This is a genomic window from Neobacillus vireti (genome assembly GCF_036962465.1).
GTDB classification, from domain to species: Bacteria; Bacillota; Bacilli; order Bacillales; family Cytobacillaceae; genus Neobacillus; species Neobacillus vireti_B.
Genome location: NZ_JBALNF010000001.1, coordinates 50,880 through 68,347, shown reverse-complemented (window position 1 = coordinate 68,347; position 17,468 = coordinate 50,880). Strand labels below are relative to the sequence as shown.

General features: G+C 37.9%; 23 protein-coding genes. 17 read left to right on the top strand and 6 right to left on the bottom strand.

Annotated features, from left to right (window positions below; translation table 11 throughout):
* The first annotated feature begins 3 nt into the window (after positions 1-3).
* The 3 genes from ctaG to V7077_RS00350 all read left to right on the top strand — a co-directional run bounded on the left by ctaG (position 4) and on the right by V7077_RS00350 (position 2,795).
* A complete protein-coding gene (ctaG, locus tag V7077_RS00360) occupies positions 4-903 on the top strand; it encodes a cytochrome c oxidase assembly factor CtaG (protein WP_335497815.1) in 900 nt (299 codons plus the stop codon).
* 99 nt (positions 904-1,002) lie between these two features.
* A complete protein-coding gene (locus V7077_RS00355; protein WP_335497814.1) occupies positions 1,003-1,467 on the top strand; it encodes a DUF420 domain-containing protein in 465 nt (154 codons plus the stop codon).
* A gap of 152 nt (positions 1,468-1,619) precedes the next feature.
* A complete protein-coding gene (locus V7077_RS00350; protein WP_335497813.1) occupies positions 1,620-2,795 on the top strand; it encodes a GNAT family N-acetyltransferase in 1,176 nt (391 codons plus the stop codon).
* A 50-nt stretch (positions 2,796-2,845) separates the two neighbouring features.
* Here V7077_RS00350 and V7077_RS00345 read toward each other — a convergent pair whose 3' ends face one another.
* A complete protein-coding gene (locus V7077_RS00345) occupies positions 2,846-3,205 on the bottom strand; it encodes a YugN family protein (RefSeq protein WP_335497812.1) in 360 nt (119 codons plus the stop codon).
* A gap of 194 nt (positions 3,206-3,399) precedes the next feature.
* Here V7077_RS00345 and V7077_RS00340 point away from each other — a divergent pair, with 194 nt between their 5' ends.
* Entirely contained in the window at positions 3,400-3,834 is a 435-nt protein-coding gene (locus V7077_RS00340) for a CBS domain-containing protein (protein ID WP_335497811.1), read from the top strand.
* A 251-nt stretch (positions 3,835-4,085) separates the two neighbouring features.
* Entirely contained in the window at positions 4,086-5,168 is a 1,083-nt protein-coding gene (locus V7077_RS00335; protein ID WP_335497810.1) for a CAP domain-containing protein, read from the top strand.
* 144 nt (positions 5,169-5,312) lie between these two features.
* Here the strand turns inward: V7077_RS00335 and V7077_RS00330 are convergent, their stop codons facing one another.
* Together V7077_RS00330 and V7077_RS00325 are read right to left on the bottom strand one after the other, a co-directional pair.
* The gene (locus V7077_RS00330; protein ID WP_335497809.1) at positions 5,313-5,672 is read right to left on the bottom strand and encodes a hypothetical protein; all 360 of its coding nucleotides are present in this window, start codon (positions 5,670-5,672) and stop codon (positions 5,313-5,315) included.
* Positions 5,673-5,689: 17 nt separating this feature from the next.
* Positions 5,690-6,175: a PaaI family thioesterase gene (locus V7077_RS00325; protein WP_335497807.1), complete on the bottom strand. Its 486-nt coding sequence runs from the start codon at positions 6,173-6,175 to the stop codon at positions 5,690-5,692.
* 148 nt (positions 6,176-6,323) lie between these two features.
* On the opposite strand from V7077_RS00325, the gene V7077_RS00320 reads away from it, so the two are divergent.
* The 4 genes from V7077_RS00320 to V7077_RS00305 all read left to right on the top strand — a co-directional run bounded on the left by V7077_RS00320 (position 6,324) and on the right by V7077_RS00305 (position 8,042).
* Complete coding sequence (locus V7077_RS00320; protein ID WP_335497805.1) at positions 6,324-6,734, top strand: YlbD family protein; 411 nt, start codon at positions 6,324-6,326, stop codon at positions 6,732-6,734.
* Positions 6,735-6,754: 20 nt separating this feature from the next.
* The gene (locus V7077_RS00315) at positions 6,755-6,994 is read left to right on the top strand and encodes a YlbE-like family protein (RefSeq protein WP_335497804.1); all 240 of its coding nucleotides are present in this window, start codon (positions 6,755-6,757) and stop codon (positions 6,992-6,994) included.
* A 196-nt stretch (positions 6,995-7,190) separates the two neighbouring features.
* The gene (locus V7077_RS00310) at positions 7,191-7,622 is read left to right on the top strand and encodes a YlbF family regulator (protein WP_335497803.1); all 432 of its coding nucleotides are present in this window, start codon (positions 7,191-7,193) and stop codon (positions 7,620-7,622) included.
* Between the two features lie 144 nt (positions 7,623-7,766).
* Positions 7,767-8,042, top strand: coding sequence for a YlbG family protein (locus tag V7077_RS00305; protein ID WP_144562585.1), 276 nt, complete (start codon positions 7,767-7,769; stop codon positions 8,040-8,042).
* A gap of 52 nt (positions 8,043-8,094) precedes the next feature.
* Here the strand turns inward: V7077_RS00305 and V7077_RS00300 are convergent, their stop codons facing one another.
* A complete protein-coding gene (locus V7077_RS00300; protein ID WP_335497802.1) occupies positions 8,095-8,484 on the bottom strand; it encodes a DUF7147 family protein in 390 nt (129 codons plus the stop codon).
* Between the two features lie 690 nt (positions 8,485-9,174).
* Between V7077_RS00300 and rsmD the strand changes: the two genes are divergently transcribed.
* Together rsmD and coaD are read left to right on the top strand one after the other, a co-directional pair.
* Positions 9,175-9,735 (top strand): 16S rRNA (guanine(966)-N(2))-methyltransferase RsmD, encoded by a 561-nt coding sequence (rsmD, locus tag V7077_RS00295; RefSeq protein WP_335497801.1) that lies wholly within the window; start codon positions 9,175-9,177, stop codon positions 9,733-9,735.
* Positions 9,736-9,747: 12 nt separating this feature from the next.
* Complete coding sequence (gene coaD, locus V7077_RS00290; RefSeq protein ID WP_335497800.1) at positions 9,748-10,230, top strand: pantetheine-phosphate adenylyltransferase; 483 nt, start codon at positions 9,748-9,750, stop codon at positions 10,228-10,230.
* A gap of 75 nt (positions 10,231-10,305) precedes the next feature.
* On the opposite strand, the gene ylbJ is transcribed toward coaD, so the two are convergent.
* Positions 10,306-11,517 (bottom strand): sporulation integral membrane protein YlbJ, encoded by a 1,212-nt coding sequence (gene ylbJ / locus V7077_RS00285; protein ID WP_335497799.1) that lies wholly within the window; start codon positions 11,515-11,517, stop codon positions 10,306-10,308.
* Between the two features lie 210 nt (positions 11,518-11,727).
* Here ylbJ and V7077_RS00280 point away from each other — a divergent pair, with 210 nt between their 5' ends.
* Together V7077_RS00280 and V7077_RS00275 are read left to right on the top strand one after the other, a co-directional pair.
* Entirely contained in the window at positions 11,728-12,507 is a 780-nt protein-coding gene (locus V7077_RS00280) for a patatin-like phospholipase family protein (RefSeq protein ID WP_335497798.1), read from the top strand.
* A gap of 8 nt (positions 12,508-12,515) precedes the next feature.
* Positions 12,516-13,544, top strand: coding sequence for a SepM family pheromone-processing serine protease (locus V7077_RS00275; protein ID WP_335497795.1), 1,029 nt, complete (start codon positions 12,516-12,518; stop codon positions 13,542-13,544).
* A gap of 8 nt (positions 13,545-13,552) precedes the next feature.
* Here the strand turns inward: V7077_RS00275 and V7077_RS00270 are convergent, their stop codons facing one another.
* Positions 13,553-14,773 (bottom strand): nucleotidyltransferase, encoded by a 1,221-nt coding sequence (locus V7077_RS00270; protein WP_335497793.1) that lies wholly within the window; start codon positions 14,771-14,773, stop codon positions 13,553-13,555.
* A 274-nt stretch (positions 14,774-15,047) separates the two neighbouring features.
* On the opposite strand from V7077_RS00270, the gene V7077_RS00265 reads away from it, so the two are divergent.
* The 4 genes from V7077_RS00265 to V7077_RS00250 all read left to right on the top strand — a co-directional run bounded on the left by V7077_RS00265 (position 15,048) and on the right by V7077_RS00250 (position 17,429).
* A complete protein-coding gene (locus V7077_RS00265) occupies positions 15,048-15,575 on the top strand; it encodes a YceD family protein (protein WP_335497792.1) in 528 nt (175 codons plus the stop codon).
* An 84-nt stretch (positions 15,576-15,659) separates the two neighbouring features.
* Positions 15,660-15,833 (top strand): 50S ribosomal protein L32, encoded by a 174-nt coding sequence (rpmF, locus tag V7077_RS00260; protein ID WP_024029176.1) that lies wholly within the window; start codon positions 15,660-15,662, stop codon positions 15,831-15,833.
* Positions 15,834-15,953: 120 nt separating this feature from the next.
* Positions 15,954-16,724 carry an enoyl-CoA hydratase/isomerase family protein gene (locus tag V7077_RS00255; RefSeq protein WP_335497790.1) on the top strand — a complete coding sequence of 257 codons (771 nt, stop codon included), beginning with the start codon at positions 15,954-15,956 and terminating at the stop codon, positions 16,722-16,724.
* 75 nt (positions 16,725-16,799) lie between these two features.
* Positions 16,800-17,429, top strand: coding sequence for an RsfA family transcriptional regulator (locus V7077_RS00250; RefSeq protein WP_335497789.1), 630 nt, complete (start codon positions 16,800-16,802; stop codon positions 17,427-17,429).
* Positions 17,430-17,468: the final 39 nt, after the last annotated feature.

Genomic DNA, 17,468 nt, shown 5'->3' with positions numbered 1-17,468 from the left:
AGAGTGCTTTCATTAGATATTTTTGGATTTGAAGCCCTTTGGAGCCCGTACTTTTTAATCATATTACTTGCCATAACGGTGGCTTACTTTCTAATAACGACAAAATTCAGAATGAAGTTTCAACAAAGTGACCCTTTAACAGCTAAACAAGCAAGCTTATTTTTAACTGCAATATGCTTATTATATGCTATCAAGGGATCACCGTTGGATTTAATGGGGCATCTAATGTTTTATATCCATGGGATTACAATGGTTCTACTAGTTTTCCTTGTTCCGCCATTGTTTATTTTATCTATTCCTAATTGGCTCTGGAGAACAATTCTAAATTTGAAGGTTATTAATTCGTTATTCAAGTTATTTTCAAGACCGGTGATTGCGATCCTTTTATTTAATGCTTTCTTTTCCTTTTATCATATACCACTTGTTTTTGATCACGTTATGCAAAATAGATATTTGCATGCGGGTTACTCAATTGTATTGTTTATATTTGCAATTGGCATGTGGTGGTCGCTCGTTTGCCCGCTGCCCGAATATAAAAATTTAACTGGTATAAAGAAGGTTGCTTATATATTTGTAAACAGTATTCTTATTACTCCTGCATGTGCACTTATTATCTTTTCGGATAACTCCTTGTACGCCACATACCATGATCCGAAGGTATGGTCACAGGTCATGAGTTTATGTGTTGGTTCGTCATTTGATAATCTGAATATAACTGGTCCAGAATTATTTAGTTCCATGTCAGCAGTAGAGGATCAAAGGCTGGGTGGGGTTGTCATGAAAATTCTCCAAGAGATTATTTTTGCCGTTGTTTTAGGACAAGTATTCTTTGAGTGGTATCGCAACGATCAGGAAGAATCGGAACGTGAAATGAAAAAACATCAATTAAATCCTACTCACTAAATACTCCCTTTATAAGGGGGTTTTTTAATGAGTATTAATTGAAATGAGTTAGGAACTACTCTAAAATAAGGGTAGTACATATAGAAGAGAGGATCTACGATGAATTCCTTACCAATATTACCTACCATAAGTACGTCTTTTATTGTTTTAAGTGCTATTACGGTTGCCATTGGCTGGTACCAAATAAAACAAAGAAAAATTGATGCCCATAAAAAGACAATGTTTACTGCTGGGATTTTTGCCCTTATCTTTTTTATCATTTATGCCACAAGAACTATTTTTATCGGAAACACATCTTTTGGCGGACCAGCAGATATAAAAATATATTATACAATTTTTCTTGTTTTTCATATTACATTAGCAACAGTAGGAGCAGTCTTTGGTGTCATCTCTTTAATAACAGGATATAAAAATAACCTGTCCATCCATCGCAAGCTGGGACCGATAACCAGTTTTATCTGGTTTTTTACGGCTATAACGGGAGTGGCTGTTTACTTATTGTTATATGTTTTTTATAAAGGCGGAGAGACAACATCAATGATTAAAGCAATTCTTGGATTATAAACAAACTCCAAGAGGACTTTGCTTTTGTGCTGGCTGAATATCATGCTTAAAAATATAGGTGCTATCATTGGCGCCTTTTTTTACATCATTAATAGTTATCTGAATACTAAAAAAATGAGAAATCAATAGAAAATACCTATGGAGGAAGATGAATGGAGATTAATATACTAAATGAAAATGATTATTTAGAGACATTACGGCTATCTGAGTATGCGTTCCAGTATCATGTCCCAGAAGAAAAGATTCCTAGCAGATTAGAAAAGTTAAAATCTCATAAATTATTAGGTATAAGAGAAGGTAATGTACTTGCAGCCAAATTACACATCATTCCTCTTGCCGTTCATATGAATGGGGATGAGTGGGAAATGGGGGGAATCGCCGGTGTTGCCACCTTTCCGGAGTATAGACGGAGTGGATATGTTAAATCTTTACTAACAGAAGCATTATCTCAGATGAGGCAAGATGGTCAAATTGTCTCTTTATTGGCCCCATTTGATTATGCGTTTTATCGTAAATTTGGCTGGGAAATTTTAAGTGATGTTAAGAGAGTGACGATTGAAAAAATAAATCTCCAATTCCTCAGCCCGCAGCCAGGTTCCATTAAAAGATTCGCGAAGGCTAGCCACCATGAGGAAATAGAGGAAATTTACCGAAAGTATTGCAAGAACTATATGGGACTGCTTGTTCGTGACACGGACTGGTGGATAGAACATGTTTATGATGAACAATCACATGCTGCTGTTTACTATAATTCCTCTAAAGAGGCAAGGGGATACATTTTATATTCTATAAAAGATAGAAAAATGGAGGTTCAAGAAATAGTGGTACTGGACCAGGAAGCAAGAGTCGGGCTGTGGAATCTTATTTGTCAGCATGATTCAATGGTCGATTGTGTTACTGTAAATTTATCCGTACATGATCCGTTTACCTATTTCTTAAGTCAGCCAAAATTAAAGACAGAGGTATTGCCTTATTTCATGTGTCGAATTATTAAGGCAAAAGAATGTTTAGAAAGGTTTCCGTTTGATCGGAATGCAGAGCCTGTTTTTCTTCATCTAGAGGACCCTTTTGCAGCATGGAATAATGGAAGTTATCTTATTGGTAAGGGTGAAGTGAAGGAGTTTAAAGCGAAGCAGGGAAGCCAGTGCGTTAATCCGCCCAAAAGGGGGATCCGTTTGACCATTAATGAATTATCTGCGATTCTCTTTGGCTATAAAAGGCCAGTAGAACTGTATGATTTGGGTCTAATAAAGGGGGCAAAGCAAGAAGTCGATCAATTCGAGACCATGATTCCAAAGCTGAAATCCGCGTTTTATGACTTTTTTTAATACCAGAATATAAAAAAGGCGCATGAATCATTTCATGCGCCCTTTGCACATTATAGTGCGAACTGACTGATTTCTTCTGCTACATTTTCAAGGATTTTTTTGCACTGAGTTACAAGGGAAGCAGGAAAGTTTTCTCCCTCACCATATTCCACACCGTGAGGATAATAATGCTTTCCTAAAAGTGGAGTCAACAATTGAATCGTTGCCTTAAACGTGTCCACATCGCCTTCAGCCGCAAATCCTTGAATGCGAAGATAAAAAATGCCTTCTTTTAGCTCGAATTTTCGGTCATATGTAACTCGGTCATAATCCCATTGACCGGCGCGGACTAAACCATATTCCTGCATAACGTCATCTAAACGGTTTATGTCCGCTTTTAATTTCTCAATTCCAGTATTCTCGAACTTCATCCTAATCCCTCCTAAAAACAGTTGCCATGCCCCTAAGTTCCTAAATCGGTATTGAAGCAAAATATAATTCATTTTAATAATAGTTGAATTTTTAATAACTTGCAATGAATAGATTTGAGCGAATAAAACCGTTTGCATTGGTAAAGCCTAATCTATTGAAAAGGGGTATAAAAATACTTTTGGAGGAAATAATCATGGAAAAAATACGTGACATAATGACAGATGAGGTAGAATGTTGTACTTTATTAGATAATATTTTTGAAGTTGCAGTTAAGATGAAGGAGCTTAACGTTGGAGCGATACCAATTGTTGATAAGGAAAAAATAGTAGGTATGATAACAGATCGCGATATTGTTATAAGAGGGGTTGCTGAAAAACATCCTGGTTCTACAAAAGTAGAAGATATCATGAGTAAACAATTGATATCAGTGAGCCCAGACACCTCCACAAGGGATGCAGCAAAATTAATGGCTGACCATCAAATTCGCCGATTACCTGTAGTAGAAAATGAAAAATTAATAGGAATTGTATCTCTTGGGGATTTTGCCATTCGTGAGCTGACAGATGACCAGGCAAAAGAAGCCCTAAGTGAAATTTCAGAACAGAATTACAATGACGTCCAGCATTAGAAATTTAGATTATGACCCTTTGAAGAGGCTCCCGTACCGCCCGTGAACCGCTCGTGCCTAGAGCGGAAATCAACAGACTAGTTTAATGTGAATAAAGAAGGTGCCCCTAAAAGTTATACTTTGGGACACCTTTTTTTTAAAACAGGTAATAAATCTGAGATTTTTGCTTATGGCTCTTACTAAACAAGATATAAATGATATAATTGTTTAATCAATACATATAATGTTAGAAATTGTTATAGAGAGGGTGAGTGCGACTGCGTACTCTAAGCAGAATCTTAATACTCTCAGTTGTTTTCCTAACCATTGGTTTTTACGTTAGTATAAATGGAAAAAATGATGATAGTAAAGTACTGATTAAGGAAGATCATACGTCAGAGATGAAACAATCAACGCCTCAGGATGCTGATAAAACAAATGGGAGTCAATCACCGTTAGAAAAACCAAAGGAAGGTTTAGCTCTTTTAATCGGACAAGATGTTTCTCGTCTCGAAAAAGAGTATGGAAAACCGATAAGAATTGACGAATCGATGTATGGCTATCAATGGTATATTTATAATCAGAGCTATAGCCGTTACTTACAAGTAGGTGTTGAAAATAATCGGGTTGTCACTATTTTTGCCTTAGGGGAAAGTTTAGATGTTGCCCCGTTTGAAATTGGGCAGCCGGTCGAAGAAATATTTAATACGCAATTTTTTGATACGAATATCAATCTTGAACTAAATGGGAATACTTATCGTTTCGAATTAAATGATACGGATTTAAATCTTCGTCCAATGGTTCGAATGGGGGATATTTATGTCCAGTTATATATAGATAAGTTTACTGGTAATCTTTCAAGTGTGCGTTTTCTCGATGCAGAAACCTTGGTTAAACAGCGTCCATATGAACTTGTTTATCGCGGACAGCTCCTCAAGCCGCCTGCTCTTGATGAAGGTAGGATGAAATTAGTAGAACAAAGTACAGAACAAGAAATTTTTGATATTACTAATGCTTTAAGAATTAGGCACAAAGTAAAACCCTTGGTTTGGGATGAAAGGACTGCTGAGGTTGCTTTTGAACATAGCAGGGATATGGCTCAAAACAACGATTTTTCCCATACATCTAAGAAATTTGGTGATTTAGCCAATCGCTTAAAAACAGCTAGAGTTGCCTATCAAAATGCAGGGGAAAATATTGCTGCAAACTACACGGATGGACCTGCAGTGGTAGAGGGTTGGCTTAATAGTAAGGGACATCGAGATTCATTACTAAGTAAAGAATTCTCTCATCTTGGTGTGGGTGTCTATGAAAAATATTATACACAAAACTTTATCCGTAAAACAGCGGAATAATAGAAAGAAGGTGTCCCAAAAGTATAACTTTTAGGAGCACCTTCTTTTTTATGCATTAAACGAGTCTGATTTCCGCTCCCGGGGAGCCTCCTCGTCGCTCCAATCAACAGAGTGTGAAAAATTATTCATCAACCACCTTTTGGGTCAGTCTCTTTCAATTACCCATTTAGTAAATAAAAAATGGCTTCTTTCCCACCTGCCATATAAGCGAACGGTTTCCCCGACTGTAAATGTGTCTTTTTTAGCATCTGTTGTAAGGGGAGTTGTTTTTAATGCCGTAATCACCCGATTGGAGGATTGAAGTTTAATGCTCTGAACTAGGACATACCGGTCATAATAGAACCGCTGCTTCTCTTCGGTGATATCGATTATCTTACCTATTACAACTGATTCCTGACGTACGTCCCCAGCCTTATGCCATTTTCTGTCTTGCTCTTTTCTTTCTTTCCTCGTTATCCAAAAAAAGTACAGACAGATAATCGGGATCAATATGGCGGTAACCATCTCGATTAAACGCCTCCCTATCCTTTTTTAATAATAAAAAAAGTGCCAGTGGCATAGGCTATTTTTTTTCCATCACTGCGGAAGGCCTCACCCGAAATGACCATTGTTTTCGTGCCTTTATGAATAACCTCAGCTTTGCAGCGAAGTGTTTCACCAATACCCGGGGCTATATAATGAATATTTAATTGATTTGTTACGGCACCGTATCCTTCCGGCACTAGCCGATTAACCAGAACCCCCATAGATGTATCAAGAACCGTTGCGGTAATTCCTCCATGAACAATGTTTAGGTTATTATGAATAACAGGACTAATAGGAATTGTAATTTCATAGCATTCATTCTCAAAGCTTGTTTCCATATGCAAGATTCCATCAATATAGGTACGTCGATTACCTTTTATCTTATTTTGTACACCCTCAAGTAACTGCTTAATCACACCGAGGTCTTCCTCAGACCCATTTTGGAGAAGTGATTCTAATAAATGACGTAGTTCTTCCTTCATATTTTTACCTCTTTCATATCTTTATCTCTTGCCATCTTACCACTAAGAAGGAGATTAATAAATTAATTAACTGTGAAGGTATTTCACATTTCCTCTTTTTATACATATTGTATTATTGGCGATTAATATGGGCAGAGGTGAGAATAAAATGACGCAAAAGAAATTGCATCCTTCCGTGCTCCAATTTAAAGAATTTGTAAAGAACAATCCGCAAATTATTAGGGAAGTTCGGAGTGGAAAGGCGACCTGGCAGGAGTTATATGAGGATTGGTATTTGTTGGGGGAAGAAGATAGCCGCTGGCAGACGACAGGTGCTGAGAAGGAATCGGAATCTAAAACAGACCAAGTGTCTAAAAATGATTGGTTATCCAATATCATGGGAATGGTGAAAAAAATGGACCCAAATCAAATGCAAGGTCATATAAATAACTTAAGTCAAGCTTTAGGGGCAATCCAAGGCGTTATATCCCAATTCCAAGGTAGTAATGTTAACTCTGTTTCAGGACCATTAAAGCCGCAAGAAGGACCGAAGCATCCATTTGCTTTTAGAAAAGACTAAATGGAAGGGACCCATACACGATGCGTAGAGATGTATTAGATTATTTGGAACGTCAAAAGGATTTAAAACAATTTATACGAGAACAGCCACTATGGTATAGAAAGCTTACAAGAAACCCTTATGATTTACAAGCACTAGAAGTTGCTTCATTACACTATTATAAAAAGACGATCCCCGATCAAGTAGAGAAGTTTTCAAATAGCGTTCAAATGGCCTCAATGATGTATCATATGTTTCAAGCGATGAAAACACAAAATTAAGAAAAGACCACAATGTTTCAATTGTGGCCTTTTTCATGAATTCGCTTTTATTAATAGGAGGTCTGAAAACTGTGATGTTGTTTTTCCGCAGGCTGTTAGGATGTTAAAAAAAATGAATGGTAAATATGCCTAGGACAGCAGGAATTTTCGCTTTCTTCTAGTATATATGTTAAAATATCCTTGGAGGTGGGCGAGTATGCTTGCTACTTTAGAAAGAATTGAACTATTAGAATACGCCGAAGACTTAGCCAAGATGGTCTTAACGTCTGATATTGCAGAACAATATCAAATTAGTTTATATAAAATGCAAAACAATAAAGAAACACAGCGGAAAATCAATCGATTTGCCAGTCTGAAAGAGCTTTATGAAGAAGTTCAGCGGTTCGGTAAATACCATCCAGATTATAAAAGAGTAATGTTGCAAATTCGCGAGGCTAAACGGGAAATGGATTTGGATCCGCTTGTTGCAGAGTTTAAGCTGGCTGAAAATGATTTGCAAACTCTCCTGGATGAGATTAGTAAATCCATTGGGGGAGCCGTATCAGAACATATAAAGGTGCCTAGCGGTAACCCATTTTTTGAAACAGGTCATAGCTGTGGCACAGGAGGAAGCTGTGGGTGCAGTTAATTAAAAAATCAGCTTTTCATTAAGCTGATTTTTTAATTTCTTTCAGCATTTTCTGATAATTAGGGCTAAAGTTTGAATTGAAATAATACGTTTTGATGTGCTAGACTTATTTAAAATGATGGTTTTGCTGAAGGGGAATATACAATGTTTGTTCAAAGACAAGGATTAGTAGTTTGGCTGTACTCTTTAAAACAAGCCAAAATGCTTAGGCGTTTCGGTAACGTTCATTATGTCTCAAAAAAGTTAAAATATGTTGTCTTATATTGTAATCAAGATGAAGTCGAGGGGATTATGGAGAAGTTAAATTCCTTTTCGTTTGTGAAAAAAGTAGAACCTTCCTATAAACCATTCTTGAGAATGGAATACGAGAATTCTGCCCCGGATAAAGCCAAGGAATATGATTACAAAATGGGAATTTAAAAGGTGAGGGATGGTCCCTCACCTTTTTGATGTCCAGCTCGAAGATTTCCCTTTATTGCAAGGGTAAAATATAATGGTTTAATCGCAAAATCCCTATCAAATGCTGATAAAATAATTCTTTCTCATTAAAGATCACAGATGGTTTAACCGTAAGTTCGATGATTTGTTTTCCAAGCGACTCCGCTGTTTGGACAAACAAATCAAATCTTTTATTTGACAGACTAGCTGGATTCGGGATTCCTTCACGACATATATAAAGCGCTTGGAATTTTCCGGGGTCTGTTGGTTTTAATATAACAACTAAGGAAGTCATATCTTTACCGTTAATGTTTGTGTGCAGTGCCATCATATGCTGGAGGCGGTGTTGATTTGCTTTTGCAAGTTCAAGCAGTTCATAAATATCTGAATATCCTTCACCTAGTTCAATAAAACGCTGTATCAATTGACATTCTCCTTTAAGCTTGTTTCATCCCTACTTTATCATTTAATGGCAGCCAAATAAAGAACAAAAGCGCAAGCGCCTTGGTTAGCCCCGACAAGCATAAGACGAGCCGGCTGAAAGGTTGCTCTTAACCTTTTGGACGGATTGACCTAAATGTGGAGGCGACTGCCCTGGGACGAAGGCATAAGACGGCCCTCGCTAGAAGGCGCTTTTTGCCTTCTTCGAGGGATGGCTTATGACTCGAGTCCCAAGGAGCCGCAACTGGATAAGCTTATGACCATCGAGGGGCTAGGCGCTGGAGCTGGACGTATCTAACCCTGAAAAAAGTTATCCACAAGTAGTAAATCTATAATTTCCTAGAACATAAAAAAAAACCCTGCAGAATAATCCGCAGGGTCCTTCTATATCCTAAAGCAAAGGATAGAAGGCAAAGGGAGAGGAGAAACCGGAGGAAGAACTTATGGGGAAACGTAAGTCTTCTCCGCGGTTGGCAACAACATCCTCGAATTGATGTTGTTAATAACATTATCTCCACAACAGAAAAGCTTATACGTCTTTTCGATAAATTTTCCAACTAGATAGTAAAAAGAGGTTAACAGGTAAAAAGATATTCGGAACAGATTGTCTTTTTTATAAATTATGATAGGATGTATTAAGAAAAATGATTTTCAAAAATGTGGTGATAAGTCCATGAGAGTGGTTTCAGGTATATGTAAGGGAAGACCGTTAAAAGCAGTCCCTGGGAATACAACACGTCCGACTACAGATAAAGTAAAGGAAGCCTTGTTTAATATGATTGGGCCTTATTTTGAAGGCGGGACTGGTTTAGATTTATTTGCAGGCAGTGGCGGATTAGGTATTGAGGGACTTAGCAGAGGTTTAGAAAAGGTTATTTTTATAGATCGGGAGTCAAAGGCGATACATGTTATCCAAGAAAATATAAAGGCCTGCAAATTTGAAGATCGATCAGAAGTTTATCGCAATGATGCTGACCGAGCATTAAAGGCCCTTATAAAAAGAGGTATTTCTTTTGATTACATATTTTTAGATCCGCCTTACAAAAAACAGCAGCTTGTCAGCCTGATGGAAAAAATGGACCAACAGGACTTGGTAAAACCAGAGGGAGTTATTGTCTGCGAACATGGCTTTGATGTGGAATTACCTCAAATAGTAGGGCAATTTAACCAGATAAAACATGAAAAGTATGGGATTATTGCTGTGACGATTTATTCGAATGGCAGTAAGGAGTAAGGAGGAGTCCAGTTGGCTAGAATTGCGGTATGTCCAGGAAGCTTTGACCCCATTACCTATGGTCATTTAGATATCATAAAGAGAGGTGCGAAGGTATTTGATATTGTTTATGTGAGTGTGTTGAATAATTCCGCAAAAAGTCCTCTATTCACACTTGAAGAGCGGATGGATCTGATAAAAACAGTAACCAAGGACCTTCCAAATGTAAAAGTGGATGTTCATTCAGGCTTACTTGTTGATTACGCGAAGTCTGTGAATGCAAATGCCATTATTAGGGGCCTGCGGGCTGTTTCAGATTTTGAATATGAGATGCAAATTACCTCCATGAACAGAGTTTTAAATGAAGATATTGAAACCTTCTTTATCATGACCAACAGCCAATACTCTTTTTTAAGTTCAAGTATTGTAAAAGAAGTAGCCAAGTATGATGGCGACATTTCTTCATTAGTTCCACCTATCGTAGAGAAAGAATTACATAAAAAGTTTGGGCGTTAAAAGCGAAAGCCCCGTATCGTGTTGTGAACCAGGTTTGACCGTTTAGTTGTATAAGGAAAAGAGCTCGGCTTATGCCTAGCTCTTTTTTAACCGTGTAAACAATAGTACAGTATAGATTAAGAGTGAGAAAATAGTAATTAGCGGTCCAACCTCGATCATCTTATGATAAACATGATTTGCCATTGAACCATCTCCCAAAAAAACAACGGGTAAGGTATTGGAGGGTTGTTCGTGATGACTAATTCGGATGTAGAGTGGTTTCCATAATAGTAAGGCGAACAAGGCTGAAAAAATTCCTTGAAGAATCCTGGCGATAAAAAAGGGTTTAAATCGAATGTCCGTTTGGGCGAGGATGCTTGCAACTTGAGCTTGAATACTAAAACCGCTAAACGCTAAGATAAAACTAGTAATGATGGCTTTTTGCAAAAGGGTTGCATCTTGAACATGACTTATTAATTGGCTTCCCATTGTAATTTCAAATAGTCCTGAAATAAAGGGAATGCTCAACATATCTGGGAATGACAGAGACGATAGCAGCACTTCAACTGTTTTGGCCAGTATGGCCGTTATATGTAGTAAGTAGAGTAATTTGTTAATCACAGAGAACAAAATAATAAAGCCGCCAATCATTAATAAGGTTTGAATCGAAGAATTAACTGCATCACCTAAAAGTCTTCCAATCGGCCGATTATCTTTTATTCTCGTTTGATGGAGAACCGAGAGGGCTGTTCTAAATTTAAATTTTTTTCTTTCATCTGAAGTCTCAGGTGTCTCCTTTCCGTAAAAACGCATGATAATTCCTACACATATATTTCCTAAGTAGTGTGCAGCTGCTAACAGTAGTCCAATCTTAGGGTTATTAAAGAAGCCAACCGCAACAGCACTAAATATAAATAAGGGATTTGAGGAATTGGTAAAGGATACAAGCCTTTCTGCTTCTATTTGCGTTAAATGTCCTTCTTGACGTAACCGTGCAGAGAATTTTGCTCCTGCAGGCTGCCCAGAAGCCATCCCCATTGCCCATACAAACCCGCCAACGCCCGGAACTTTAAATAAGGGTCTCATCAGAGGTTCTAACATTACCCCGATAAATTTTACAACTCCAAATCCAATCAACATTTCAGAGACAATAAAAAAAGGCAAAAGGGAAGGAAAGACAATTTCCCACCACATAGTAAGACCGCGAATGGATGCTTCGAATGACTCCCTTGGAAAGGAGATAAGCGATGCAGCTAAAATGGTAGCAGAAACGGATAAAAAAACCGTTTTTAGTTTTGACAGAACCAATTAAGATCCCTCCTTCCAAACGATAGCTCAAATCGTGCAAATCAATAGTATCAATGCTAAAATATAGATTAATCTTATGAGAAAATCGTTGACCCTTGTCCCCATATACATCAAATATACTCATAGAAAAGCAATTTAGACCATAAGATTGAACGAGTTTAGCTTTAATTCTACACTCTTTTAAGCAACAATAATGGGAGGTCAGTGGTGATGGAGCACCCAAAAATTGGTTTGGCACTTGGTTCAGGTGGTGCACGCGGGTTTGCTCATTTAGGTGTAATAATGGCATTGAAGGAAGCTGAAATTCCAATCCATTTAATTGCAGGAAGCAGTATGGGGGCACTTGTGGCCAGTTTTTATGGTGCTGGACTTGATTTCGATCGTTTGTATAAATTGTCCACTGCCTTTAAAAGAAAGTATTTCTTAGATTTTACAGTTCCTAAAATGGGTTTTATATCAGGGAAAAAGATCAAAGAGTTTATCAGGGTTTTTACCCATGGGAAAAACATTGAGGAACTTTCCCTCCCGATTGGGATTGTGGCAACAGATTTATTAACAGGTGAAAAAGTCGTTTTTCAAAATGGGCCTGTTGCTGAAGCTGTAAGAGCAAGTATCTCCATTCCAGGTATTTTTGTACCAGAAAAATATAATGGGAGAATTCTAGTCGATGGCGGTGTTGCCGATCGGGTCCCAATATCAGTCGCCAAAGAAATGGGGGCAGATATTGTTATAGCGGTAGATGTATCAAGGGTAAAACGAAACGCTGAAATAACAACAATTTACGATGTAATCATGCAAAGTATAGATATCATGCAGACGGAAATTATCAGCCAAAGGGAAACATCGGCAGATATCATGATCCGCCCCCCTGTTGAAATGTATAGCTCACGTGCCTTCACTAATACAGAGGAAATCATTAATATTGGCATGGAAGAAACTAATAAACATATCAAACAGATAAAATCCGTCATCGAAAAGTGGAAGGAGTAACACGAGCAATGCGTAGGAAAATATACACAGGAACAATCATTTTGTTGGCACTTATCTTAATTGGCGGTATGTATTATTCACTGCCCTTTTATGTTTCAAAGCCAGGGATGGCCAAGGAGTTAGAACCAATCATCACCGTAGATGACGGCTATAAAGAAGAAGGAAGCTTTATGCTGACAACCGTAAGAATGGGAAGGGCCAATATTTATTCCTATTTAGAAGCGAAAATGAGGAAGTATGAGGAACTTTATCCATTGAATATGATTCTGACTGATAAGGAAACAGAGGATGAATACAATGCCAGACAGCTTCATATGATGGCAGGCTCGAAACTAAATGCGATTGAGGTTGCCTATCGAAAAGCTGGACTTCCAGTTAAATACAAATATAAAGGGATCTATGTGGTCCAAGTTGTTCCAGGAATGCCTGCAGAAGGAAAACTCCAGGCTGGTGACCGGATATTTAAGGTGGACGGGAATAGTTTCCCATCCTCTGAAAAGTTCATTGATTATGTAAGCAAAAAACAAGCGGGCGATAAAATTACCTTAACGTATTTAAGAAATAAGAAAACAAACACTGTTTCGGTTAGTCTGCAGAAATTCAAAGAGGATCCCACTAAAATAGGAATTGGGATCTCACTAGTGGACGACAAAGCCATCATTGTTGATCCTAAAGTGAAAGTAAGGACAGATGAAATTGGCGGCCCATCAGCAGGGTTAATGTTTTCTCTAGAAATTTATAACCAGTTAACAAGTGAGGATTTAACAAGAGGATACCAAATTGCCGGTACAGGGACGATTGATGAACAAGGAAACGTGGGGCCAATTGGTGGAATTGAACAAAAGATAGTGGCTGCTGATAAAGCGGGTGCTGAAATATTTTTAGCTCCTAACGAAAAAGGCTCTAAGACATCCAATTATCGAGATGCTTTGAAAACCGCTCGGGATATAAAAACAAAAATGAAAATTGTACCTGTAGATACATTTGACGAAGCCGTACAATATCTCAAGAAATTACCTGATCAAGGAAAAGGATGATGTGACCATCATCCTTTTTTTATCCAAATCGGCTGCTGCGTAAATTCCTGATTCATTAATTCGTTTGCTGCATGATTGGCAATACCAAGGGAATAAACGCGTGCCGCTTTCAGGTCAAGCTGAATTTCTTTCTCCTTATAAGCGGAAAGCTTCGAAACGAGCGGAAGGGAGAAGTCTTTTTTTCGCTTATTTAAATATTCTTTGCCTTTATTGGTCATGCCTAAAAGCCTTAAATATGTGGCTTGATCTGAAGGACCTGCCATTTGCCCTTTTTTTGTATTTGTTAAAATATGGACACATATTCGTTGCAGTCTCGTCCATGTATATCGTTTTGTTTTAATCTTTTCCATAAATTCATGAAAGCTGCCCGATATTAAGGCTGCCGCTAATAATCTATGTTCCAGTCCCTCTTCCATTTCATATATATCTCTTAATTCATCGGGACTGCTTGTAAGCAGACGGAATTGAAGATAACCCCAGTAATTTTCCCATTGATGAAAAACCTGGTATTTTTTTAGATATTCCAATAACAATTGGCTGGTTGGAGCAGGTACATATTGATTAATTGAGTTCTGATCCCCTGCCTTCGAAAAGATTGCTTTACGGATGCTTGTCGCGCTTGCGATTGTTTCAGAGGCAAAGTGCTCATCGTGATAATCCGCGTTTTTTCTTGGTACTGTTAGAGGTTTAAGGGAACTTTGTTGGTTCCTGATTGCTTTTATGTATTCAATCCCTAAGATATTATTTGGCTTCGCTAAATCTAAATAGGAGTTGGAATCGGTTAATTGGTGATAGGCTAACGATACTGCTTTTGGATAACTTACTCCTGTGGTGATAAAATGGTGAATATTTTCTTCCAATTGCTGCTTTTGCTCAATCATAAAATCAATGGTTTCAGTGAAAGAGGAAAGTTCGCCGCTCTCACTCCCAAAACAAACGGAATCACAGCCTGCGGCATTTAAAATAGATATCGCACCTCCCGCAAAGATCTCGGCTTTTTGGACGGCAAACATGTAAGGGAGTTCAAAGACAAGATCCACTCCGTTCAATAGTGCCATCTTGGTACGATACCATTTTGAAACAAGTGCAGGTTCACCTCTTTGCAGAAAATTACCGCTCATTACTGCAATTACAACTTCGGCACCTGAAGCTTCCTTTGAAGCATTTAAGTGGAAGGCATGGCCATTATGAAAAGGATTGTACTCTACTATTAAACCAACAGCGTTCATATTATTCTCCTTACTAAAAGAAATTGACCCCACTTCAATTTAGGATTTTATATTTTTTTAACATTATAGCAAAATTTTAAGGAAACCAATCAAATAATATGATAAGATGTTCTAGATGTTTGTAAAGGACACAACTGGATACACTAGTAATGGAAATCTTTTTACCGTCAATTTATTTTTGCAGAAAAAATCACCCTGCTGGGTGTAAAGAAAAAACATTGACAAAAATATTATCGAAGGCTATAATTACCTTTGTTGCCTTGGGGTGATTCAATTGAAATGGACATTAAATCAATTACAAAAATATCGAAACAAGGATTTTATCATTGATGAAATCATTCGTGTAGATGAGATTAAACAAGTTGATCCCACAATTCGGGAAGTTTCTCCGATGCATATCACTGGTCGGGGAGATATTGATTCAACGAAAGTGACGTTTCATTTAAAAATCGAAGGTTTTTTAATTCTTCCTTGTTCTCGTACTTTAGTGGATGTAAAACTTCCGATTAATGTCGACACAACTGAAACTTTCCTCTTACAAGGATCAGTCTATGAAACTGAAGAGGAAACATATCAAGTAAAGGGTGACTTGATTGACGTTACGCCAATCATTAGAGAAATTCTTTTACTTGAGGTTCCAATGCAAGTGTTTTGTGAGGATGTCGATTCTGAAGAAGCTGCGCCGCAATCCGGCAAGGATTGGGAAGTTGTTTCTGAAGAAGATCAATCCAAAAAGATTGACCCGCGACTAGCAGGACTTGCAAAGTTTTTTGACGAAAACAAATCTTCTTCCGAATCATAATCGGCAAAATCTAAGAAGCAAAGTGAAGAACCAGCATTTCTGGCCTTCATTACTTTCTTAATACTCTTTAAGGAGGTGGGAAGAATGGCTGTACCTTTTAGAAGAACTTCTAAAACTGCAAAAAGAAAACGTCGTACTCATTTTAAATTAAACGTACCTGGTATGGTAAGTTGCCCAAACTGTGGTGAAATGAAACTTGCACACCGCGTATGTAAAGCTTGCGGAACATACAAAGGAAAAGACGTTGTGAACGACTAATTTCCGTTATGATAAAAAGCACAAGGAGCTATATGCCCTTGTGCTTTTGTCGTTTATAATCAGCTATACATACATCCAGAAATAAAAACATGAACTTATGTAAGGGGGCGGGAAAAGGTTTTGTCATACACGATTGTTAAATCAAAGAAGGGTTATCTGGTCTTTACGATTACAAGAAGTGAAAAAAGAAATGCAATTAATTATGAAGTGATGAAAGGCCTGGACGAGGCGATAAAGAGCGCGGCAGATTCGGAAATAAAGGCACTTATAATAACGGGGACGGGCGAGAATGCCTTTTGTTCAGGGGGAGATTTAGCCGTTTTTCATGCCCTCCATACAAAGGAGGATGCATATCCTATGCTATCTAAAATGGCTGATATCCTATATAAGCTCCTCACTTTACCCATCCCTACGATAGCCCTTTTGAACGGAATAGCTATTGGCGGTGGGTGCGAACTAGCAGCAGCATGTGATTTTCGCTTAGCAAGGAAAGGGATAAAAGCAGGCTTTGTTCAAGGGAAGCAAGCAATCACGACAGGCTGGGGCGGGGGTTCCATCCTAGCGGAAAAAATGTTTAACCCTAGTGCGATGAAGCTTTTGATGGAAGCAGAGCTGCAAACAGCGGAACAGTTAAAAGAGGCTGGATTTATTAACGCCCTCTACGAGACCAGCCCGCTTCAAGCAGGTGAAGAATTTATTGAGAAAATACTAGGGACTGATTTGAAGGTCCTCCAATCCTATAAAAGAATCTGGATTCGAAAGTGGGAAGAGGCTAAACTTCGAGAAAGAATAGAGGAAGAAGTCCGAAATTGTTCCATTCTTTGGGAAAGTGATGCCCATATTGAATATGTAAAAAAATTTATAAGTAAAAAAACTGTGAATAAAGATTAAAAGACAACTTCTGATTAAGTCTATCTTTTCTAGTAGATGCATATGTATTATAAAAACACTAGGAGGGATGAACAAATGTCACCAACTCGACAAGATGCATGGTCCCAAGACGAGGATTTGTTACTTGCTGAAGTGGTTTTAAGGCATATCCGTGAAGGCGGAACACAACTCCAGGCATTTGAGGAAGTTGGCAAACAATTAACACGTACCTCTGCAGCATGTGGGTTTCGCTGGAATTCATATGTAAGAAAGCAATATAAAACTGGGATTGAACTAGCAAAGAAACAACGCAAAGAATTAAAGAAACAAGATGTCCTGATTGAGGAGACGAATCAAAATGAGCTTTTGGTTGTAGAAACTATACAACCAAAAGCTTCAGAAGAGCAAGTCAGCAAGGTTACATTTCCTACTGTCATTCATTTTTTAGAGAATCTTCATAAGCAGGCAGAAGCCTCTTCTGGTTTTGAAGAAGAGAGGAAAAAGTCGGTCGAAAAAATTAAAGAGTTAGAAAAGAAGACTTACTATTTAGCGGCCGAAAATGAAAGATTGTCAAAAAACCTAAAAGCCATTGAAGAGGATTACCGTTCATTAATCGAGATCATGGAAAGAGCAAGAAAAATGGTTGTCCTGCAGGATGAAGACCGCCAGCAAAAAGTGAAGTTTCAAATGGACAAAAACGGTAACCTTGAAAGGGTGGAAAAATAGAAAAAGCGGACTTCACGTCCGCTTTTTCCTATTTATTAA

Coding starts and splice junctions, on each gene's coding strand:
- V7077_RS00355 (WP_335497814.1), top strand. CDS start 1,003: ATGAATTCCTTACCAATATTACCTACCATAAGTACGTCTTTTATTGTT.
- V7077_RS00315 (WP_335497804.1), top strand. CDS start 6,755: ATGCGTAGAGATGTATTAGATTATTTGGAACGTCAAAAGGATTTAAAA.
- V7077_RS00280 (WP_335497798.1), top strand. CDS start 11,728: ATGGAGCACCCAAAAATTGGTTTGGCACTTGGTTCAGGTGGTGCACGC.
- V7077_RS00340 (WP_335497811.1), top strand. CDS start 3,400: ATGGAAAAAATACGTGACATAATGACAGATGAGGTAGAATGTTGTACT.
- V7077_RS00305 (WP_144562585.1), top strand. CDS start 7,767: ATGTTTGTTCAAAGACAAGGATTAGTAGTTTGGCTGTACTCTTTAAAA.
- V7077_RS00330 (WP_335497809.1), bottom strand. CDS start 5,672: ATGGTTACCGCCATATTGATCCCGATTATCTGTCTGTACTTTTTTTGG.
- V7077_RS00320 (WP_335497805.1), top strand. CDS start 6,324: ATGACGCAAAAGAAATTGCATCCTTCCGTGCTCCAATTTAAAGAATTT.
- rsmD (WP_335497801.1), top strand. CDS start 9,175: ATGAGAGTGGTTTCAGGTATATGTAAGGGAAGACCGTTAAAAGCAGTC.
- V7077_RS00310 (WP_335497803.1), top strand. CDS start 7,191: ATGCTTGCTACTTTAGAAAGAATTGAACTATTAGAATACGCCGAAGAC.
- V7077_RS00325 (WP_335497807.1), bottom strand. CDS start 6,175: ATGAAGGAAGAACTACGTCATTTATTAGAATCACTTCTCCAAAATGGG.
- rpmF (WP_024029176.1), top strand. CDS start 15,660: ATGGCTGTACCTTTTAGAAGAACTTCTAAAACTGCAAAAAGAAAACGT.
- V7077_RS00275 (WP_335497795.1), top strand. CDS start 12,516: ATGCGTAGGAAAATATACACAGGAACAATCATTTTGTTGGCACTTATC.
- V7077_RS00270 (WP_335497793.1), bottom strand. CDS start 14,773: ATGAACGCTGTTGGTTTAATAGTAGAGTACAATCCTTTTCATAATGGC.
- V7077_RS00350 (WP_335497813.1), top strand. CDS start 1,620: ATGGAGATTAATATACTAAATGAAAATGATTATTTAGAGACATTACGG.
- V7077_RS00250 (WP_335497789.1), top strand. CDS start 16,800: ATGTCACCAACTCGACAAGATGCATGGTCCCAAGACGAGGATTTGTTA.
- V7077_RS00345 (WP_335497812.1), bottom strand. CDS start 3,205: ATGAAGTTCGAGAATACTGGAATTGAGAAATTAAAAGCGGACATAAAC.